The sequence below is a fragment of the Halobacillus sp. HZG1 genome, assembly GCF_035818575.1.
Lineage (GTDB): Bacteria > Bacillota > Bacilli > Bacillales > Halobacillaceae > Halobacillus > Halobacillus litoralis.
Window position 1 is genome coordinate 58,010 of sequence record NZ_JAYLVQ010000024.1, and the last position, 17,197, is coordinate 75,206.

Genomic DNA, 17,197 nt, shown 5'->3' on the forward strand with positions numbered 1-17,197 from the left:
GCTCCTTCGTATGTAAGATAACTTCATAGTAGCAAAAATAGTCATAGGTGAACAGAAAAAAAGACGCTCACTAATAGTGAGCGTCTTCCATATTAAGCATCCATTTTAGAACGGAGGTAAGAGTTGATGAATTTATCAAGGTCACCATCCATGACCCCTTGCGTGTTTCCGACCTCTTCATTCGTACGATGGTCTTTGACCATGGAATAAGGGTGGAACACGTAGGAACGGATTTGGCTTCCCCAACCGATTTCTTTTTGTTCGCCGCGGATATCATCAAGCTGCTGCTGTTGGCGTTCGATCTCAAGCTGGTAAAGTTTCGCCTTCAACATCTTCATCGCTTGGTCACGGTTTTTGATTTGCGAACGTTCCGACTGACACGTCACGACTGTATTTGTCGGGAGGTGCGTGATACGAACGGCAGAGTCTGTCGTGTTGACGTGCTGTCCACCGGCACCACTGGAACGGTAGGTATCAATCTTCAAATCTTCTGTGCGGACATCAATTTCAATCTCATCGTTGAACTCAGGCATCACTTCACACGACACGAAGGACGTGTGACGACGGCCGGAGGAATCGAAAGGAGAAATTCGGACAAGACGGTGGACGCCTTTTTCCGCTTTCAAATAGCCGTACGCATTGTGCCCTTTGATCAGAAGGGTCACACTCTTCACGCCAGCTTCATCCCCTGGGAGATAGTCCATCGTGGAAACAGAAAAACCTTTCTTCTCTGCCCAGCGTGTGTACATACGAAGAAGCATGCTTGCCCAGTCCTGGGACTCCGTACCACCCGCACCCGGGTGAAGCTCAAGAATCGCGTTGTTCTTGTCGTAGGGCTCACTCAAAAGAATGTTCAGTTCGAATTGGTCAAGGTCTTTCTTCAGCTGCTGGACTTCCTGTTCGAGGTCCTCGCGCAATTCTTCATCATCTTCTTCTTTGACGAGCTCATAAGAAACTTCCAAATTCTCATGCGTTTCTTCATGGTCTTCAAGTGTGTGGACAAGACCCTTCAGTCCGTTCACTTCATCAATGACTTTCTGCGCCGTGTTCTGGTCGTCCCAGAAGCCTGGCTCTGTCATTTGTTCTTCTAGTTCTGCAATGCGGGTTTTTCTTTGATCGACGTCAAAGAGACCCCCTGAAGTCCGCTAATCGCTTAGCTGTATTATCCAATGCATGGCGGATTTCTGCCATATCCATATCCATCACTCCTATATGATTCTTAAAACAAGGGAAGACACCCTCTAGAAAGAGAGTGCCTCAACCTCTTATTTTCCGTGACAATTTTTATATTTCTTCCCACTTCCACAAGGACATGGGTCGTTACGACGGATATGATCCTTCTTCACGACCGGGGATTTTTTCTTGGGCTCTTTACTTTCACTGCCGCCGGAGACGGCCTGAGCCCCTTGAGCGACCTCCTGACGCTGCAGGTTGTTGCGGATCTGAGCCTTCATGACATAGCGGGAAACTTCTTCATCAATATTGGCAACCATCTGTTCAAACATACGGAAACCTTCGAAATTATATTCACGAAGCGGATCGTTTTGACCATAGGCGCGCAGGTGGATTCCCTGACGCAGCTGGTCCATCTGATCGATGTGATCCATCCACTTCTGGTCGACCGTACGCAGCAGGATGACTTTTTCAAACTCACGCATCTGTTCTGGCGTCAGTTCTTCTTCTTTCTCGTCATAACGCTGTTTCACTTTTTCAAGGATAAGCTCCTCCATCTCCTGAGGATCTTTTCCTTTCAGGTCATCTACCGTTACATCACCTTCATGCAGCAAGTTCGCACGCAGGTATTCTACGAGGCTTTCAAGCTCCCAGTTTTCCTCTTCTTCCTCACTCGTGTGAGTCGCCACCGTTTGAGAAACGGTACGCTGAATCATTTGTTCAATGATATCACGTAAGTTTTCGGAAGTGAGCACATCATAACGCTGCTTGTAGATGACTTCCCGCTGCTGACGAAGGACATCATCATAAGAAAGAATCGTCTTACGCGCATCGAAGTTGTTTCCTTCCACACGTTTCTGTGCGGATTCGACTGCACGGGAGATCATCTTACTTTCAATCGGCTGAGAATCGTCCATTCCAAGGCGATCCATCATGCTGCGAATGTTGTCAGAAGCGAAACGGCGCATCAGTTCGTCATCTGTCGCCAGGTAGAACTGGGACATTCCCGGGTCGCCTTGACGACCGGAACGACCACGAAGCTGGTTATCGATTCGGCGGGATTCGTGACGTTCTGTACCGATAACCGCCAGTCCTCCAGCTTCTCTGACACCATCTCCGAGCTTGATGTCGGTACCACGACCGGCCATGTTCGTCGCGATTGTTACGGCGCCTTTCTGACCAGCGTTTTCGATGATCTCCGCTTCACGGAAGTGGTTTTTCGCGTTCAAAACGTTATGCGGAACTCCTGCTTTCGTCAAGTAACGAGATATGATTTCGGACGTTTCAACCGCTACCGTACCGACAAGCACCGGCTGTCCATTTTCATGGCGTTCCTTAATATCCTCGACCACCGCTTTGAACTTCCCGTCCATCGTCTTGTAAACAAGATCTGCTTTATCATCACGAATGATATCACGGTTCGTCGGGATCACGATAACACGCATGTTGTAGATGTTCAGGAATTCCTCTTCCTCCGTCTTCGCTGTACCGGTCATACCGGAAAGTTTTTCATACATACGGAAAAGGTTCTGGAACGTGATTGAAGCAAGCGTCTGGCTCTCGTTCTGAATCTCGAGTCCTTCTTTCGCTTCAATGGCCTGGTGCAGTCCGTCGCTGTAACGGCGGCCTTTCATCAAACGACCGGTGAACTGGTCAACGATGACCACTTCGCCCTCATCGACAACATAATCGGTATCCTTCTGCATCGACGTATGCGCCTTGAGCGCCTGGTTAATGTGGTGAATCAAGGATACGTTAGAAAGGTCGAACAAGTTTTCAATTTTGAAAAAGCGCTCGGCTTTGTTAATTCCTTCTTCAGTCAGCTGAACGTTCTTTGTTTTTTCGTCATAGGTATAATCTTCTTCATTCGCAAGCAAACGGACAAAAGAGTTTGCTCCTTGATAAAGGTCTGCGGATTTGGAAGCCGAACCACTGATGATCAATGGTGTACGCGCTTCGTCAATCAGGATCGAGTCAACCTCATCAATGATGGCAAAGTGAAGCGGACGTTGAACCATCTGCTCCTTGTAAAGCACCATGTTGTCTCGTAGGTAGTCAAATCCGAACTCGTTGTTCGTACCATACGTAATATCCGCCAGGTAGGCTTCACGCTTTTCATCCTTCGACATGCCATTCGAGTTCAATCCGACGGTCAAACCTAAGAATTGGAAAAGTTCGCCCATCTCTGTCGCATCACGGCTCGCCAAATAATCGTTGACCGTGATGATGTGCACGCCTTTTCCAGTAATTGCGTTCAAGTATGCCGGCATCGTAGATGCCAGTGTTTTACCTTCACCGGTTTTCATCTCGGCAATGTTCCCTTCGTGAAGGGCAATCGCACCCAAGAGCTGTACGCGGAACGGGCGCATTTCAAGCACACGTTTAGAAGCTTCACGTACAACCGCGAAAGCTTCGACCAGCATATTATCTAGATCTTCGCCATTTTGATAGCGTTCTTTAAATTCTTCTGTCTTATTTTTTAATTCATCATCAGACATTTTTTCGATTTGCGATTCCATCGCTTCGATGTCATCGGCGATTTTCTCCAATCGCTTCAATTGACGTGTATTCCCATCGCCAAAGATCTTCTTTAAAGTACCAAGCATCGCAACCGCTCCTCTGTTGATTTCCGAACTTCGGTTGAATAGTTTAATCCTCTATTATCATAACACTAAGAGAAGCGGCCTGACAATCAACTACATAGGATGAGAGACACCGATGAAAGATTTATGTAGAGGTCGTAAAAGAGAGGGGGCGTTCGCGGATGATCTGATGTTCAACGCCGAGCTGCCTGCGGTCCAGATCCGTAATTCGGCGATTGGTCGCTCCGATGATTTCCACAAGCTGAGCGATCGTTTCTTCCTGCTGGTTCAAGCGCTTATAAATGTACTCAAACTCCTTACCATTCATGCCTTCACCTCCTGTTGTATCCTTTATACTACTTTTCCTGAGAATGAGCGAACGCACAAAACTCCATTTTACGTTCCAAATAATGCTAAAAAATGATATTTCTCTATAGAGAAATATCATTTTTTTCATCCCATATGCTTGTAAAAACAAAAAAACGCCCCTGCCGAAGCAGAGACGTTTACTCTATGAAGCTATCAAGTTTCGATCAAACCATAACGGCCGTCACGACGTTTATAAACAATGTTCGTTTCATCTGTATTTGCGTTTGTAAAGACGAAGAAGTTGTGACCAAGCATATCCATCTGCAATGCCGCTTCTTCACTATCCATCGGTTTCAAGTCAAAACGCTTTGTTTTCACGATTTCAACATCAAATTCAGCATCAATCGTTTGTGTTTGGTATTGCTGCGCCTCGCGTTCAAGCTCGGCAAAGACGTGTTTCGGAGCACCCTCTTGTCGGAACTTACGATTCACTTTCGTTTTATGCTTGCGAATTTGTCGTTCCAATTTATCTACCACAAGGTCGATGGCAGCGTATAGATCTGTGTTGTGTTCCTCAGCACGAAGAAGTAGATTCTTCATCGGAATTGTGACCTCGATTGTCTGCTCATCATTATAGACACTTAAATTAACGTGTACCTCGGAAGACGGCGGAGTATCAAAGTAGCGTTCGAGCTTGCTCACCTTTTTCTCCACATATTCTTTAATAGAATCCGTCACTTCCAAGTTTTCACCACGAATGTTGTATTGTAGCATTAGAAGTGTCCTCCTTTCATCCTTATGTGATATATATTCTATCATACCCACACCCTTTCCTGCATAAACTTTCGAAATATTTTGTCTAATTTGTGTCGGTAATTGTTGGAAGATGGACCTTTGTATAAGAATACAGCCTTTATCTGGTTATTATTTTGTCATTTTACTAGATAAAAAAGGAGCCTATGTAGAATAGGCTCCTTCAACTTTATTCATATATGGACCAAATATCTTCTTCTACACCCTCACCAACGGCAGCTTCCCCGCCAAAGATTTGGAAGTAGGTTGTTTGATGATCGATAAAATACTGCTTCACTTCTTCATCCAGCTTACTTTTTGGTGTCAGCAGCAATGGCTCTTTCACTGCATGTACAGACCCGGCTAACGCATCTGCGAAGTTCGAGCCTGTGGCAAGACTTACGGACTGTGTCTCCATATCAAAGTACTTCGCAACGGCTAAGGAAGTGGCATAGCGATCTTTCCCTGATAGACGATCCGCATCTGGAAGCTGACGGTACACCTGATCACTAACGACACCTGTCCCGCCAACGACATACGTCTGGTTGTAATTGTCAAGAACGTTCTCTGTCGCAGCTGGTATGCTTTCTTTCTTCGTTAAAAGAATCGGCATCGCTTTTCCGGCCGCTGCAGGAGCAATAGATAGAGCATCTGGAAAATTCCCACCATAAGCAACGACTGCTTCATCGGATGGAGGGAGATGTTCAGCAATGGCTACCGACGTTTCGTAACGATTCTTTCCAGAAATCCGTTCAACATCAAGGTTCAGTTCATCCTTGATATAATCTTCTACGTCTCCGGAAATCGCTCCTGTGCCTCCAAGGATGGTGACATGTTCAGCATCCAATGTCGATAAAACCTGTTCTGTTATATCCGGCAATCGTTCTTTTCGCGTTAACAAAATTGGAGCATCCAAGTGTTCCGCAAGTGGAGCACCTGCAAGAGCATCAGGGAAGTCCTGTCCGGTTGCCAGAACGACATTTTCAGAAGGGACCCGACTGCTATCCTGTCTCGCAATATTCGCAGCCGTCCAATAGCGGTCTACACCCCAATAACGATTGATTCTCGGATATTTATCAGGCACATCGGAAGCTAACGTATAGGGAATCCCATTATCCACATTGGCTTCGTCCATAACTTTCACATAATAGATTCCTGGATCTAAAAAGAATCCACCATTATATCCATATTCACTGTTATATTCTGTGTAGCCAGTGACTACCTTTCCATTGGCATCATACAATTCCGCGTCTAAATCCATCTCTGTGTTATAAGTACCATCCACCATAGAATATAACATTAACTGGAATTCTATTCGATGATCCCCTTCTATTTCGAATGTGAAATAGTCTTCATCTTCATCAGTCAAATATCCCCGCGCCCACCTATTCTGTGCCAATGAATTTGCTGCATCGATAGAGTCATTGGGCTCTTCCTCCTCAAGATCTTCCATGTTACTCGCCTCTAAAGTTACACGATCGGTATGTATAGAACGCTTCGAATCATCATCCACCTCTGCAGACACTTCCCCTAGAGGATTCATAAGTACACCAGCCGATAACAATAAGGTTGCGGCCATCCCTGTCACTTTCCACATCTATTCGTACTCCTTTCCTATGTAAAGACGGAGGGTAAACCTATCATCGATTCATTTACCCATCCACTGTGGGATTATATAGGAGATTTATCTCAAAATCTACCATAAAAAAGAAGCATCCGTCATGGATACTTCTTTTAATGAGCCGTATAGGGTTTCACGAATGCTTCCATACGCGTCCGCCAACTTTCAAATGCCGGGACCACATGCTCCACCAACAAATGATGTTTTTCTTGTGCCGTGTCATGCTCGAACCACCCTTGCAGATGATTGACGATTCCGTGAAAATCAATAACTAAAGCCTGAAGCTCTTCGTTCCCTTTAAAAAAGACCTCCATTTGATCATGTGAACGGCTGATTTGTTCCAAGCTAAGGAGCACATCCTGAAACACTTGCTGTGACATTGGAGTCTCTTCTGTTTTCATATGGTCTTCTAAATATTTGAGCCCTTCACTAATGGTACTTAACAGCTCATCATACCGCTCCAGCATTTCATGTTGTTCTGCTGTTAGTTCTGACAAAAAATCACCTATTCTACTTTTTATGGTCTAAATACATACCGTCATAGCCGGAAACACTTTGATAGGGATTGACGTAGCGCTGTTTGCTGGATTTTTGTTTTTTTGCATTACGCATGTCCCGCTTCAATCCAGCAAAAAGAAACTCAAGCTTCTGATTCACCTTCAAATCACGTTGAATGACTTCTTGAACCAGCTCTTTTTCTTCAGGGGAAGGCTGTGCAAGATCTCTAAGCATTGCTTCCCTCTTATCCAGAAGAACATCGACCTTTTCAACCATGGCGGCGCGGTTCTTTTCGTGTATAGGACGGTGTACGAGCTCATCCAGTTCCTTCGTGATTGACAAAAAGTCAGTCCAACCACCCATCAAGCATTGCCACCTTGTCCATACTGTGATTTGCGTGCTTCGAGAATAACCTGCTTCCAAGTATCCCTGAATTCTTCAACAAGCCCCTGAACCTCATCCAATATCTCGACATCATTTACCGTGTTCGCTTCTATCAAACGGCGGTTTATGTAATCGTACAGCGGCATGACTTCTTTAGTGATCGCATACTGCTGATCCATGGTCACCATCAATTCTTGAATGATCTTCTGTGCTTTTTGAATGTTGGTGTTCTTTTTCTCGATTTCTTTATTTTCCATAGACTTTCGCGCCACTTTAATGAACTTGATACATCCATTATAAAGCATCAGCGTCAATTCTCCAGGCGAAGCCGTTTCTACTGAATTATTTTGATAGGCTTGAATAGACATCTAGCCGCACACTCCCTTTACCATTAACCGAAGTTCTGCATAATATATGCAGATTGCTGGTTCATTCTCTGAATCGCTTTTTCCATCGCACCGAACTCACGCCAATACCGATCTTCAATTTGAATCAACCGGTCTTCAAAGTCATCCATCTCTTTATTCAAATCCTCAATTCGACGCCCAAGCAAAAAGCTGTTATCTACGGTGGTAGATTTTCCCGCTTTCTTTTCAATCGACTGGACCGTGTTATCAATGGTCTGTTCTAATCTACGGGCTACCCCAGGGTTCGCATCCGTTCCTGAAAATAACTTGTGAACAGACTCCGGATCCTGACTCAAGGCTGTCCTCAATTCATCTTCGTCAATGAAAAGTTTGCCTCCATCTCGATAGTTGGAGGAAGTTGTAATTCCAATCTCCGACATCATCTTGAAGGCTCCGTCATTCTCAATCGGCGTGTACCAGTTCGTACGCATCTGATTCAATCCGCCTTCGATGACCGAGTCATTCTTCAGCATGCCGCTTTTAGCTTTTTCTTCCCAAAGTTCAATCTCCCGCTCTTCCATGTCCTCTTTCTGCTTTTCAGTTAAAGGAGGAAAATCACGGTATCTCTTCTCGTCTGTTTTTTCATTTAGATCTTCGATGACCTTGTTGTATTTATCAACGAATTCAACAATTTTATCGACAGCATCATTCACGTTGTTGGAAACATTCACTTTGATATTTCCGTCTGTGACATCATTGAACTGGAAGTTAACCCCATTCAACGTATATTGATTGGAATGAGAGGTGATTTTCAATCCATTATTATACGTGAATTTAGCATCTTCTCCACCTTTTTCATTCAACTTCCAGGACCCAGACGAATTGTCACCGTTCTTAATATCTAAAGTGGTCGCTAAAAACTCCGCATTTCCATCAAAACCAATTTCGGCTCCCAGGAACTCATTCTCATTTTGGTTAAAGTTACCCGTCACTGTTCGTTCAATCATCACTTGATCTGCGCTTTTATCGTAAAAAGCTCGTACACCTAAATCAGAATCGCTGATTTCTGAAAGGATTTCGTTCAACGATTTATCTCCCGTTACATCAAAAGACTGGGTATTCTTTGAACCATCTTCGTTGTATGTAGTTATGGAGAACGTTTCTCCAAGCGTTAATCCATGTTTAAAGTTCCCAGTCTGCGTACTTAGATTGGCATTAGGATCCAGGGTTTTCCCATCTGATGTAATTGGGTTTTTGCTGTAGTTATAGGCCGAAGTCGCGACCTGTTCCACGCTTAGCGTATAGTCACCACTGCCCGAGGCAGCAGTAGCTGTCGCTGAAACAGCGGAATCAGAGGAAGTCACACTTTTCGAATTGAACGTTCGCTCCAACTTCATATCAAATGCGAGCGTATCCAGTTCACTTAACTGCTTATTCACATCACGATACGCATCTCTCTGCCAGGTCAGCCATTCACGGTCCTGCTCCATCTTATTCAGCGGCTGCCGCTCCGCACGCATCAAATCGTTGACAAGCTTATCTATATCCATACCGGAAGCTAAGCCTCCGATTCGCATATCACTCATCTTTTCACCTACTTATATTTTATCATCCACCATAATACCAATAGATTCTATAATCGAAGCATACATGTCAAGCATCTTTCTCGGGGGTATTTCTTTTATAACCTGCTCCGTTTGGTTGTCTACGATGGTTACATAATATTCTTCAAGCTTTTCATGAAATTGGAAACGAAGCGACGTCTCCAGTTTTTTCAATATTTCATTCATGCTATCTGTTGCTTTTATTAGCTTTTCTTTTTGATCTGAGTTTGGAAGCTCATGTTGTGATACTTCAATCTTATTTGTTTTCTCCTGAACTGATGAACGGACACCAAGTTGTTCTTGATTTCTCTGCAGGAGTTGTGAGTGGGATGAAATATTTCTTATATTCATCTTCAACAACTCCCTTGTTTTATGTAGTTTCTTTTTATATCGGATGGAAGATATTTTTATTGAGGAGAATAAAGGGGTTTTTAACATTCATTGTTTAATAAAAGTGTTTAACGATGAACCAAAAAAATAATTCTATGAAAAAAAGGCCCCAATACTGGGGCCTTTTTGTCTTTATTATTAACGTAGAAGTTGAAGAACTCCTTGTGGCTGTTGATTTGCTTTTGCAAGCATTGCTTGAGATGCTTGAGAAAGAATACTTTGTTTCGTTTGATTCATCATTTCCTTCGCCATCGTGCGAACATTTACTTTCATAAATGACCAGACTATATCTTCACCCTCTTATGTAAAGGGGTCGGGCACTTCGGATTCACAATGCTGATGAACATTGCTTCACCTACGGATTTCATCACCTAAAACGGTGGTCTATCCTAGTCGTTGAACCTTCTCCACTTTTTCAAGACAGGAGCTTGGCTGCTGATTGCCCAATCTCTTCTTTTTTCTACCATCACGCTTGTCGTTTCCAACTACGTTGTGGTAAGAAAAGTTCTCAGGGGTTTCCAGCAATTCACCCGATTATAATCGCTAGCCGTTACCAGCTAGGACGACTGTGCTTAGCTTATGCAGCTAAACCATAATCTACGTCACGGATACGAGATTCCGCAGCAGTTAGGTTTTCAGATGATGTACCTAAATTGTTTATAGTATGTTCTAAACGGTTTTGGTAGGCACCAAGCTTTGATCGTTCAGCTGATACACTTTCTAATGCGTTATTAATTGTTGTAATTGCAGCTGATGCTTTACCTGAACTAGAGATATCGATAGCATCTCCGGAAGCAGTTCTAATACCTAAAGCATCCGCCTTCATACTATTTATGCCCATAAGCATGTTTTGACCGCTATTAGCTCCAATTTGAGCTGTAATTGCTTTTGATACATCTGTAGAAGCTGCTTCCATCTTACCTATAGAAAGTGTAATACTTTCCCCTGACTTCATTCCAGCTAAGTCAGTTAATGAAATAGTGTCACCAAATGAGTTGTCAAGCCCATCAATAACACCAGCTCCAGAAGAGGTTAAAGCTACTCCTGACCCATTAGGATCTCCAATAGAATAATCTCCAGCAACTGCAGCTGCTGATTCATTTGTCCTTGTGATAGTAATTGTTCCTGTTAAAGTTAAATTGTCTGTCGAGTTATCGGCAGTTGCAGTCACTGATGCCAAGCTACTATTATTTTGAACCGTAATACTACCATCTATTTTATCTTTCAAACCAACCTTACTTCCATCTAACAACTTCTGGGTATTAAACTCAGTAGTGTTAGCAACTCTATCAACTTCATCAGCTAATTGATTAATCTCTTTTTGAATTTCACCTCTATCACTAGCAGTGTTTGTATCATTTGAAGATTGAACTGCTAATTCACGCATACGTTGTAAGATGGAATGCGTTTCGTTTAATGCCCCTTCTGCTGTTTGTATCATAGAGATTCCATCTTGCGCATTACGACCAGCTTGATCTAATCCGCGAATTTGACCTCGCATTTTTTCTGAAATAGCTAGACCAGCTGCATCATCACCAGCACGGTTAATACGAAGTCCTGAAGATAATTTTTCCATAGATTTTGAAGCATCGTTATTCGCACTTGATAACTGACGGTAAGTATTTAGTGCCGCAATATTATGATTAATTCTCATTTTAAAAATTCCTCCTTGAAATATGTGACCCCACATCCTTGTGTGATCCATTAGTTACAAAACAAAAAGCCGGCCGACTTATGTAATGTTTTACATTACTTATATCGACCGACTTCCCATTCTTTTTAATCTTTTTTTGCATTTTTTAATAGATTCAACAAATCTCCAGACACATTAGCTGCTTCCTCATTCTCTTTTTCAATCGCCACATACACTTCCTGACGATGAATACCCACACTTTTCGGTGCTTCTATGCCCAATTTCACCTGGCCACCTTCGAGACCGACAACAGTGATAGTGATATCATCTCCTACTCTAACAGTTTCTCCTTCTTTGCGATTAAGGACGAGCATGAGATTCACCGCCTTTCCCGGAAGGAATCAAAAGATGCTTCGTGTTGTATTCTGGTTGATTTAGAATCAACTGCTTGGCTTTCCCTACAGCAGTGTTCATAACTATGGGAGCCTGTAAATTCAACGTCGACTCATCAAATGGGTCACGCAATGTCACCACATTATAAACTGCCACATCTTCTGTACGCATAATTCCCAACTTTTCTTCCTCGATGTCAAACTCATAATCTTTATAAAAATGGTAAGGGTTTGTGACGATGAGCGACAAACCTGCTTCTTCCACAGACTGTAACGCAAAGTATGTACCTAACTCATCAACAGGTAAAAGAACGAAAGAATGATAACTTTCAAACCCTGGAAGTCCAGCAGGGAATTCAATACAATCTTTCTTATCAATCTCAATCTCACCAAAGTATCTCGTTTCGATTTTCATGTTTACACCTTCCAATCAATCTTCAAGTCTGGTATCTGCTCCATGCTCACATCAACCTTACCAGGACGGTAGTGATGTTCAGGCTCGCGTTTCTTATTTTCAATGATCGGTTCCCGCTGTTGGATATTAATTTTTGTTTCTTCTGACTGATAGTTAATCTTAACGAGCTCATATGTCGGACGTCCCCCAGGTTGAAAGGTAAAATCATACCCTGTATTCCTCTTCGCCTGCTCAGCAATGGGATTTCCACCATTTTCAATGCGCATAAGGTCATCTCCTTCACGAGAGACACGAGCAAGACCCTCCATCCACAAATCCTTCGCAATGCCGACAAGCTCTTCGGTTCGCACCATTACACTTTTCATGTCTAGGTTGTGCCAAGCATTTGTCTGATCGATCGTCAGCTTCCCAGGATTTTGTTCAATTTTCATATCCGCTTTTGGTTGTTGAATCGACTGTTCTACTTGATGCTGCTTGATCGTTTGCTCTGGCTTATTAACCCTCAACCCAATCCGTCCTGGAGTGGACTGCATCTGAAGCTTAGGAATATTCATCCTTGTCCCTCCTCATGAAGGTACCTTGCAATGAAAGGCTTATTCAAAAAACAAGACTGTCTCAAATCGAGACAGCCTTATCTTAGAAAATCCATCAACGTGGGCTGGATGATTCGGGCCCCGACGCCCATCGCCGCTCTATGGACACTTTCCTGTGTTTTTAAATCCGTGATTACTTTTTCAATATCTGCATCTTCGTTGTCGGACATCATTCTTGTAGCACTTACTTTTTGTGATTCCAAACGATCCTCAATCAGCTCGACACGGTTCATGCGGGCCCCCAAATCGGCGCGTTCATTAACGATATTTCCGATATGACCGTCGAATGATTCAATGAAATCCCCGAGTTCTCCCTGTGTTGTATCACCTTCAAGTGCAGATGCGAAATTCTCGAGGTCTTCAAAAAGTTTTTGATTGAACACATTCCCAGGGGTAATATTCGTCTGAAGCTTAACGCCAGATGAAACCTCGATATTGACCGGATCGTTCCCAGGTGGTTCAGAACCTTTTAAATCTTCCATATCAAAAGGAGCTTCCGTTGTATTCAATCCATTGAAAATATATTTATCATTCACTTTCGTATTAGCGATTGATCCGATATGTTCCTTCAGCTGACGAATTTCCTTAGCAATATTCTCACGTTGGCCTTCATCGTATGTATCATTGCTCGCCTGAACGGTCAGTTCACGAACTCGCTGCATTGCCTGTGTAGCTTTATCAAGAGCTGCATCACTATTGTCCATCCAATTATGGACTTCACCGATATTACGCTGGAATTGCTCCACTTCGGTTACTTGCTGGCGATAGTTGATTCCTTTCATAGCTACCACAGGATCCTGGGAAGGACGGGAAATTTTCTTCCCTGTCGATAATTGCTCCTGATAATTCCCCATATTCCTATAACTATCGCTCAAGTTTCGCAGCATATTATTCGAAAGCATACTTTGAGTTACACGCATCAGTCATTCACCTACCTTCCTACTCGTCCCATTTGGTTGATGACACGATCAAGCATCTCATCGACGACAGTAATGTTTCTCGCCGCTGCATTATACGCATGTTGGAACTTGATCATGTTCGACATTTCTTCATCCAATGACACAGAACTGACGGACTGCCTTTGTTCATCTACAGAGCTTTTAAGTGTACCTGCGTTTCTTGACATCCGTTCTGCTTCCTGTGTCTCAACAGCCATCGTACCAATCATCGATTCATAAAAGCTGTCCATAGAAGTTTCTTCACCAAATACTGCATTCGGTTCACTTTGGACATCCGCTAAATTCGAAGCATTTTCTCCGTCACCGGCTTTATCTGTTACAGCTGCGGCAATATTGTCTCCATCCGCTTTAATTGCATCAGTCAAACCAATAGTACCCGCTACACCTTCAATGACTCCTTCTGCTTCCATATCAATATTGAAAAAGTTAGGAACCTCATCCCCGTTTTCAATACTATTTAAAGATTTCCCTTGAGTATGGACAGTGTTAAACTCGCGTGCAAAACCTGTCGCCATTCTATCCAAGTTCGAAAGCATCTGCGAATAGCTCCCTTTTTCCTCGTTACCTTGCATGTAGCCTCCGGAGTCAAGCAAGCCTTTCAATTTACCTTGGGATGAGAAGTCTTCTATAGTATAGGAAGCACTACTACCGACCTGGATACTACCAGCATGAACTTCATCTTCGTCATAATTGACTTTTAGAGGGTTCACTTCATTCGCAGCTCCATCTACAAGTTTGGCGGGTGGACTTAGAGGCTGCCCATTGTTACCAACAATTGAGATACTCGCCTTCCCCATAGCCAGTGGTTCAGCGGAAGAAGGTGTATTTTCGTATTTCACTTCGATATTCACATGTTGGGATAATTGATCAATCAATCGATCACGTTCATCATACAAATCGTTCGGAACCATGCCATGGGGTTCCACTTCAGCGATTTGCTGATTAATGTTATTGATTTGGTTCGCCAATGAATTGATTTCTTTTTCCGTAACACCTATCTCTGTTTTAACATCTTTCTGCATCGACTGGATGGTATTTGAAAGGTAATTGAATGTTTCCGCTACAGCTTGCCCACGTTGACGCACGACAGAGCGCGCACCAGAGTCTTCCGGATTAACAGACAAGTCCTGGAGAGATTGCCAAAAACGATCCATCGTCTTCGCGAGACCATCTTCAGAAGGTTCATTCATTACATTTTCCAATCTCCCTAATGCGCCAGAGCGAGTATCATAATAGCCGGACTTGCTGCTTTCACCACGATACTGCTGATCAAGGAAGCCGACTCTAACACGTTCGATTGATCCTGCTTCTACACCACTTCCGACCTGACCAGGAATCTCCGGGCGGTTTCGCGAAGCCGGTGGAAAGGGCCCTGTCTGTTCAAAATTGACACGCTGCCTCGTATATCCTTCTGTATTCGCATTAGCAATATTATGTCCTGTCGTATATAAAGCGGATTGTTGAGTGAAAAGCCCGCGCTTTGCTACTTCCAATCCGTGAAACGTTGATCCCATGATGGTTACTCCTCTGCTTTATGCTTTTGAATCAAAGATGGAACGTTTAGCTGTGCTCTCATCTTTTATTTCTTTTCCTCCATAATTCACAGACTGAAGGGAGGGTTGGAGAAGGTCGAGCGACATGTTGATGAACTGCAGGGATTGCTGTGTCAATTCTGTGTTCAACTTTTCCTGTTGCTTCAAATCAGTTAAAACGAGGATGAGAGCTTTATAAACGTTCTGAAGTCTCTCTCTTTCCTCTCCATTAAGAATTTCAATAAGTTCGGATACGGTCTGTCCATGTGTAGCAAGCCCCTCTTCCGAAGCCCACTGAGCTACTGACCGTTCTCTTTGTTTTTCGATTTTTTCAATCGCCTGAACATGCTTCTTCTCCTGAGTCAGCAGCTCTTGAATACTAGTGACATCGTTCGTTTTCAGTGCCTCTGTTTTCTTTTGCGACAAAGACAAAAGGCTTTCATGCAACTGCTGAAGCTGTTTCATATGATTGATGACCGGATCGATCGTCATGATGATTCTCCTCTATTATTACTTCGACCAAAAATCAAGCATCTTTTTAGCGGTCGCCTTGGCGTCCACCTGGTAATTTCCCTGCTGTACATCTGCTTTCACTTGTTCAACCAGTTTTTCACGTACAGAATCGTTCTTCCCGGATTCCTGCATCTGTTTGGCAGTTTCAGAAATTTCGATTTTGTCGGTCGCTTGCTTCTTCTGTCCGATTTCTGCCTGCTTGTTCATCTGCTTTTGATATGGATTTAAATTCGTATGATTCGGGCTATTAATTTTCAATTCTGTCACCTCATTTCTATCCGACTGTCTATTACTATTTATATCGACAACAGTCATGAAGATATAAATCATGCTTATGGTTCATTTCACCATGAATAATAAGTCCTGTTTGCTTTTTCCCGTTCCTTCTCTTCTTTTCTAGCTTCCAAAGATTCATTACGTTCTTGTACATCGAGTCCTTTTTGGATCGATTCTTTACAGGCAGCACATAAACGGTCTTCTCGAATGGACGCTCCGCACTTTTCACAAGGATAGTTTACATTTGGAAAATGGGCGGGGTGAAGCCGCTTCTCTTTGACAAACTTACGGATCTGCCGTTCAGAAACCCCTGTCCCTGCCTCAATTTCATCAACCGTTGCTGTCCGGTTTTGTTTTCTTCTCAGAAAAGCATAGACGGTTTGAAAGTCCTTTTCTTCCTGCTTCCTACACTCAGGACAAACGGTGCTCGATCCTTTCAAAAAAAGCCCATTACAACGTGAGCAATTCGCTAATTCCCCCATCTTCATCGTCCTCCATGTTCTCTATTTATCTATTATATCGGCACAGATGGAGAGATTCAAAAGTCCTATAGCCCATTCAGCGAAAAATAGTAAAAGATGATACGGATGGACATCCATGTTTTTTCAATAACGAAGCCATATGCCGGACCGTTCTCCCTGTAGTGTAAATATCATCAACAATAACTGCAGGGTCTGTAATTGGATGCAGAAGCCGGAAGGGGTTTACGGCTTGCATGCGGTCCCTCCGGCCTCTTTTGGACTGCTTCTCACTGTGGGACCGTTCAAATATAGATAAAGGCTCTTGCTCCAACGACTGGATAATCGCTTCTGATTGATTGAAACCACGCTCATCGAGACGCTTGCGACTCAGGGGCACATTCAATACCTGTCTCCCTTTAAATCCAGAAGCTAACCACGCATTTTGCAGATCTTCCTTAAAAGCACCCAAAACCGCATAGTCTCCCCTGTATTTCCAGCGTGCCACAAGGTCTTTATTGAAATCATTGTATGGAAAAGCTGCAACATTTCGTTCTAATAAACCAGGGTTTGTTTTCTCCCATTTTTCACAGTCGTGACACACTCCCTCATGCCTTGGACGATGACATCGAGGGCATGAAGGAGCCGTTATTTTATCCATTTGTTCCTCACAATCCCGGCATATCTTTTTCTGAACAGGGGGCTTCCAGAACGTACCCCACGTAA

The 17,197-nt window shown here is 43.4% G+C and carries 21 protein-coding genes; all 21 read right to left on the reverse strand.

Features of this window, described 5'->3' with window-relative positions:
- Positions 1-92 precede the first annotated feature (92 nt).
- A protein-coding gene (gene prfB / locus VKA52_RS03345; RefSeq protein ID WP_160911454.1) for a peptide chain release factor 2 occupies positions 93-1,197 on the reverse strand; the annotation gives its coding sequence in 2 pieces (ribosomal slippage) (positions 93-1,124 and positions 1,126-1,197; 1,104 coding nt in all).
- A 68-nt stretch (positions 1,198-1,265) separates the two neighbouring features.
- The gene (gene secA / locus VKA52_RS03350; RefSeq protein WP_326314179.1) at positions 1,266-3,779 is read right to left on the reverse strand and encodes a preprotein translocase subunit SecA; all 2,514 of its coding nucleotides are present in this window, start codon (positions 3,777-3,779) and stop codon (positions 1,266-1,268) included.
- 121 nt (positions 3,780-3,900) lie between these two features.
- Positions 3,901-4,083: a hypothetical protein gene (locus VKA52_RS03355; RefSeq protein WP_326314181.1), complete on the reverse strand. Its 183-nt coding sequence runs from the start codon at positions 4,081-4,083 to the stop codon at positions 3,901-3,903.
- Between the two features lie 194 nt (positions 4,084-4,277).
- Positions 4,278-4,838, reverse strand: coding sequence for a ribosome hibernation-promoting factor, HPF/YfiA family (gene hpf / locus VKA52_RS03360; RefSeq protein WP_326314182.1), 561 nt, complete (start codon positions 4,836-4,838; stop codon positions 4,278-4,280).
- A gap of 208 nt (positions 4,839-5,046) precedes the next feature.
- Positions 5,047-6,453 carry a cell wall-binding repeat-containing protein gene (locus VKA52_RS03365; protein WP_326314184.1) on the reverse strand — a complete coding sequence of 469 codons (1,407 nt, stop codon included), beginning with the start codon at positions 6,451-6,453 and terminating at the stop codon, positions 5,047-5,049.
- A 137-nt stretch (positions 6,454-6,590) separates the two neighbouring features.
- Entirely contained in the window at positions 6,591-6,974 is a 384-nt protein-coding gene (locus tag VKA52_RS03370) for a hypothetical protein (protein WP_326314185.1), read from the reverse strand.
- A 13-nt stretch (positions 6,975-6,987) separates the two neighbouring features.
- Entirely contained in the window at positions 6,988-7,338 is a 351-nt protein-coding gene (locus VKA52_RS03375) for a flagellar protein FliT (protein ID WP_326314186.1), read from the reverse strand.
- Positions 7,338-7,727: a flagellar export chaperone FliS gene (gene fliS / locus VKA52_RS03380; protein ID WP_326314187.1), complete on the reverse strand. Its 390-nt coding sequence runs from the start codon at positions 7,725-7,727 to the stop codon at positions 7,338-7,340. The genes VKA52_RS03375 and fliS overlap by 1 nt, the downstream gene beginning before the upstream one ends.
- Positions 7,728-7,750: 23 nt before the next feature.
- Positions 7,751-9,292: a flagellar hook-associated protein 2 gene (locus VKA52_RS03385; RefSeq protein WP_326314188.1), complete on the reverse strand. Its 1,542-nt coding sequence runs from the start codon at positions 9,290-9,292 to the stop codon at positions 7,751-7,753.
- Positions 9,293-9,304: 12 nt separating this feature from the next.
- A complete protein-coding gene (flaG, locus tag VKA52_RS03390) occupies positions 9,305-9,661 on the reverse strand; it encodes a flagellar protein FlaG (protein ID WP_326314189.1) in 357 nt (118 codons plus the stop codon).
- A gap of 177 nt (positions 9,662-9,838) precedes the next feature.
- Complete coding sequence (locus VKA52_RS03395; protein WP_075035335.1) at positions 9,839-9,973, reverse strand: flagellin; 135 nt, start codon at positions 9,971-9,973, stop codon at positions 9,839-9,841.
- Positions 9,974-10,277: 304 nt separating this feature from the next.
- Entirely contained in the window at positions 10,278-11,354 is a 1,077-nt protein-coding gene (locus VKA52_RS03400; RefSeq protein WP_326314191.1) for a flagellin N-terminal helical domain-containing protein, read from the reverse strand.
- Between the two features lie 125 nt (positions 11,355-11,479).
- On the reverse strand, positions 11,480-11,707 hold the full coding sequence (gene csrA, locus VKA52_RS03405; protein WP_326314192.1) for a carbon storage regulator CsrA: 228 nt from the start codon (positions 11,705-11,707) through the stop codon (positions 11,480-11,482).
- Entirely contained in the window at positions 11,694-12,140 is a 447-nt protein-coding gene (gene fliW / locus VKA52_RS03410) for a flagellar assembly protein FliW (protein WP_326314193.1), read from the reverse strand. The genes csrA and fliW overlap by 14 nt, the downstream gene beginning before the upstream one ends.
- A gap of 2 nt (positions 12,141-12,142) precedes the next feature.
- A complete protein-coding gene (locus VKA52_RS03415) occupies positions 12,143-12,694 on the reverse strand; it encodes a DUF6470 family protein (RefSeq protein WP_326314194.1) in 552 nt (183 codons plus the stop codon).
- Positions 12,695-12,771: 77 nt separating this feature from the next.
- Positions 12,772-13,653 carry a flagellar hook-associated protein FlgL gene (gene flgL / locus VKA52_RS03420; RefSeq protein WP_326314195.1) on the reverse strand — a complete coding sequence of 294 codons (882 nt, stop codon included), beginning with the start codon at positions 13,651-13,653 and terminating at the stop codon, positions 12,772-12,774.
- An 11-nt stretch (positions 13,654-13,664) separates the two neighbouring features.
- Positions 13,665-15,206 (reverse strand): flagellar hook-associated protein FlgK, encoded by a 1,542-nt coding sequence (gene flgK / locus VKA52_RS03425; RefSeq protein ID WP_326314196.1) that lies wholly within the window; start codon positions 15,204-15,206, stop codon positions 13,665-13,667.
- Between the two features lie 18 nt (positions 15,207-15,224).
- Positions 15,225-15,716, reverse strand: a complete 492-nt coding sequence (locus tag VKA52_RS03430) for a flagellar protein FlgN (RefSeq protein ID WP_326314197.1) — start codon at positions 15,714-15,716, stop codon at positions 15,225-15,227.
- A gap of 18 nt (positions 15,717-15,734) precedes the next feature.
- Entirely contained in the window at positions 15,735-16,052 is a 318-nt protein-coding gene (gene flgM, locus VKA52_RS03435; RefSeq protein ID WP_326314198.1) for a flagellar biosynthesis anti-sigma factor FlgM, read from the reverse strand.
- A 29-nt stretch (positions 16,053-16,081) separates the two neighbouring features.
- Complete coding sequence (locus tag VKA52_RS03440) at positions 16,082-16,495, reverse strand: TIGR03826 family flagellar region protein (protein WP_326314199.1); 414 nt, start codon at positions 16,493-16,495, stop codon at positions 16,082-16,084.
- A 76-nt stretch (positions 16,496-16,571) separates the two neighbouring features.
- Positions 16,572-17,132 carry a ComF family protein gene (locus VKA52_RS03445; protein WP_326314200.1) on the reverse strand — a complete coding sequence of 187 codons (561 nt, stop codon included), beginning with the start codon at positions 17,130-17,132 and terminating at the stop codon, positions 16,572-16,574.
- Positions 17,133-17,197 lie beyond the last annotated feature (65 nt).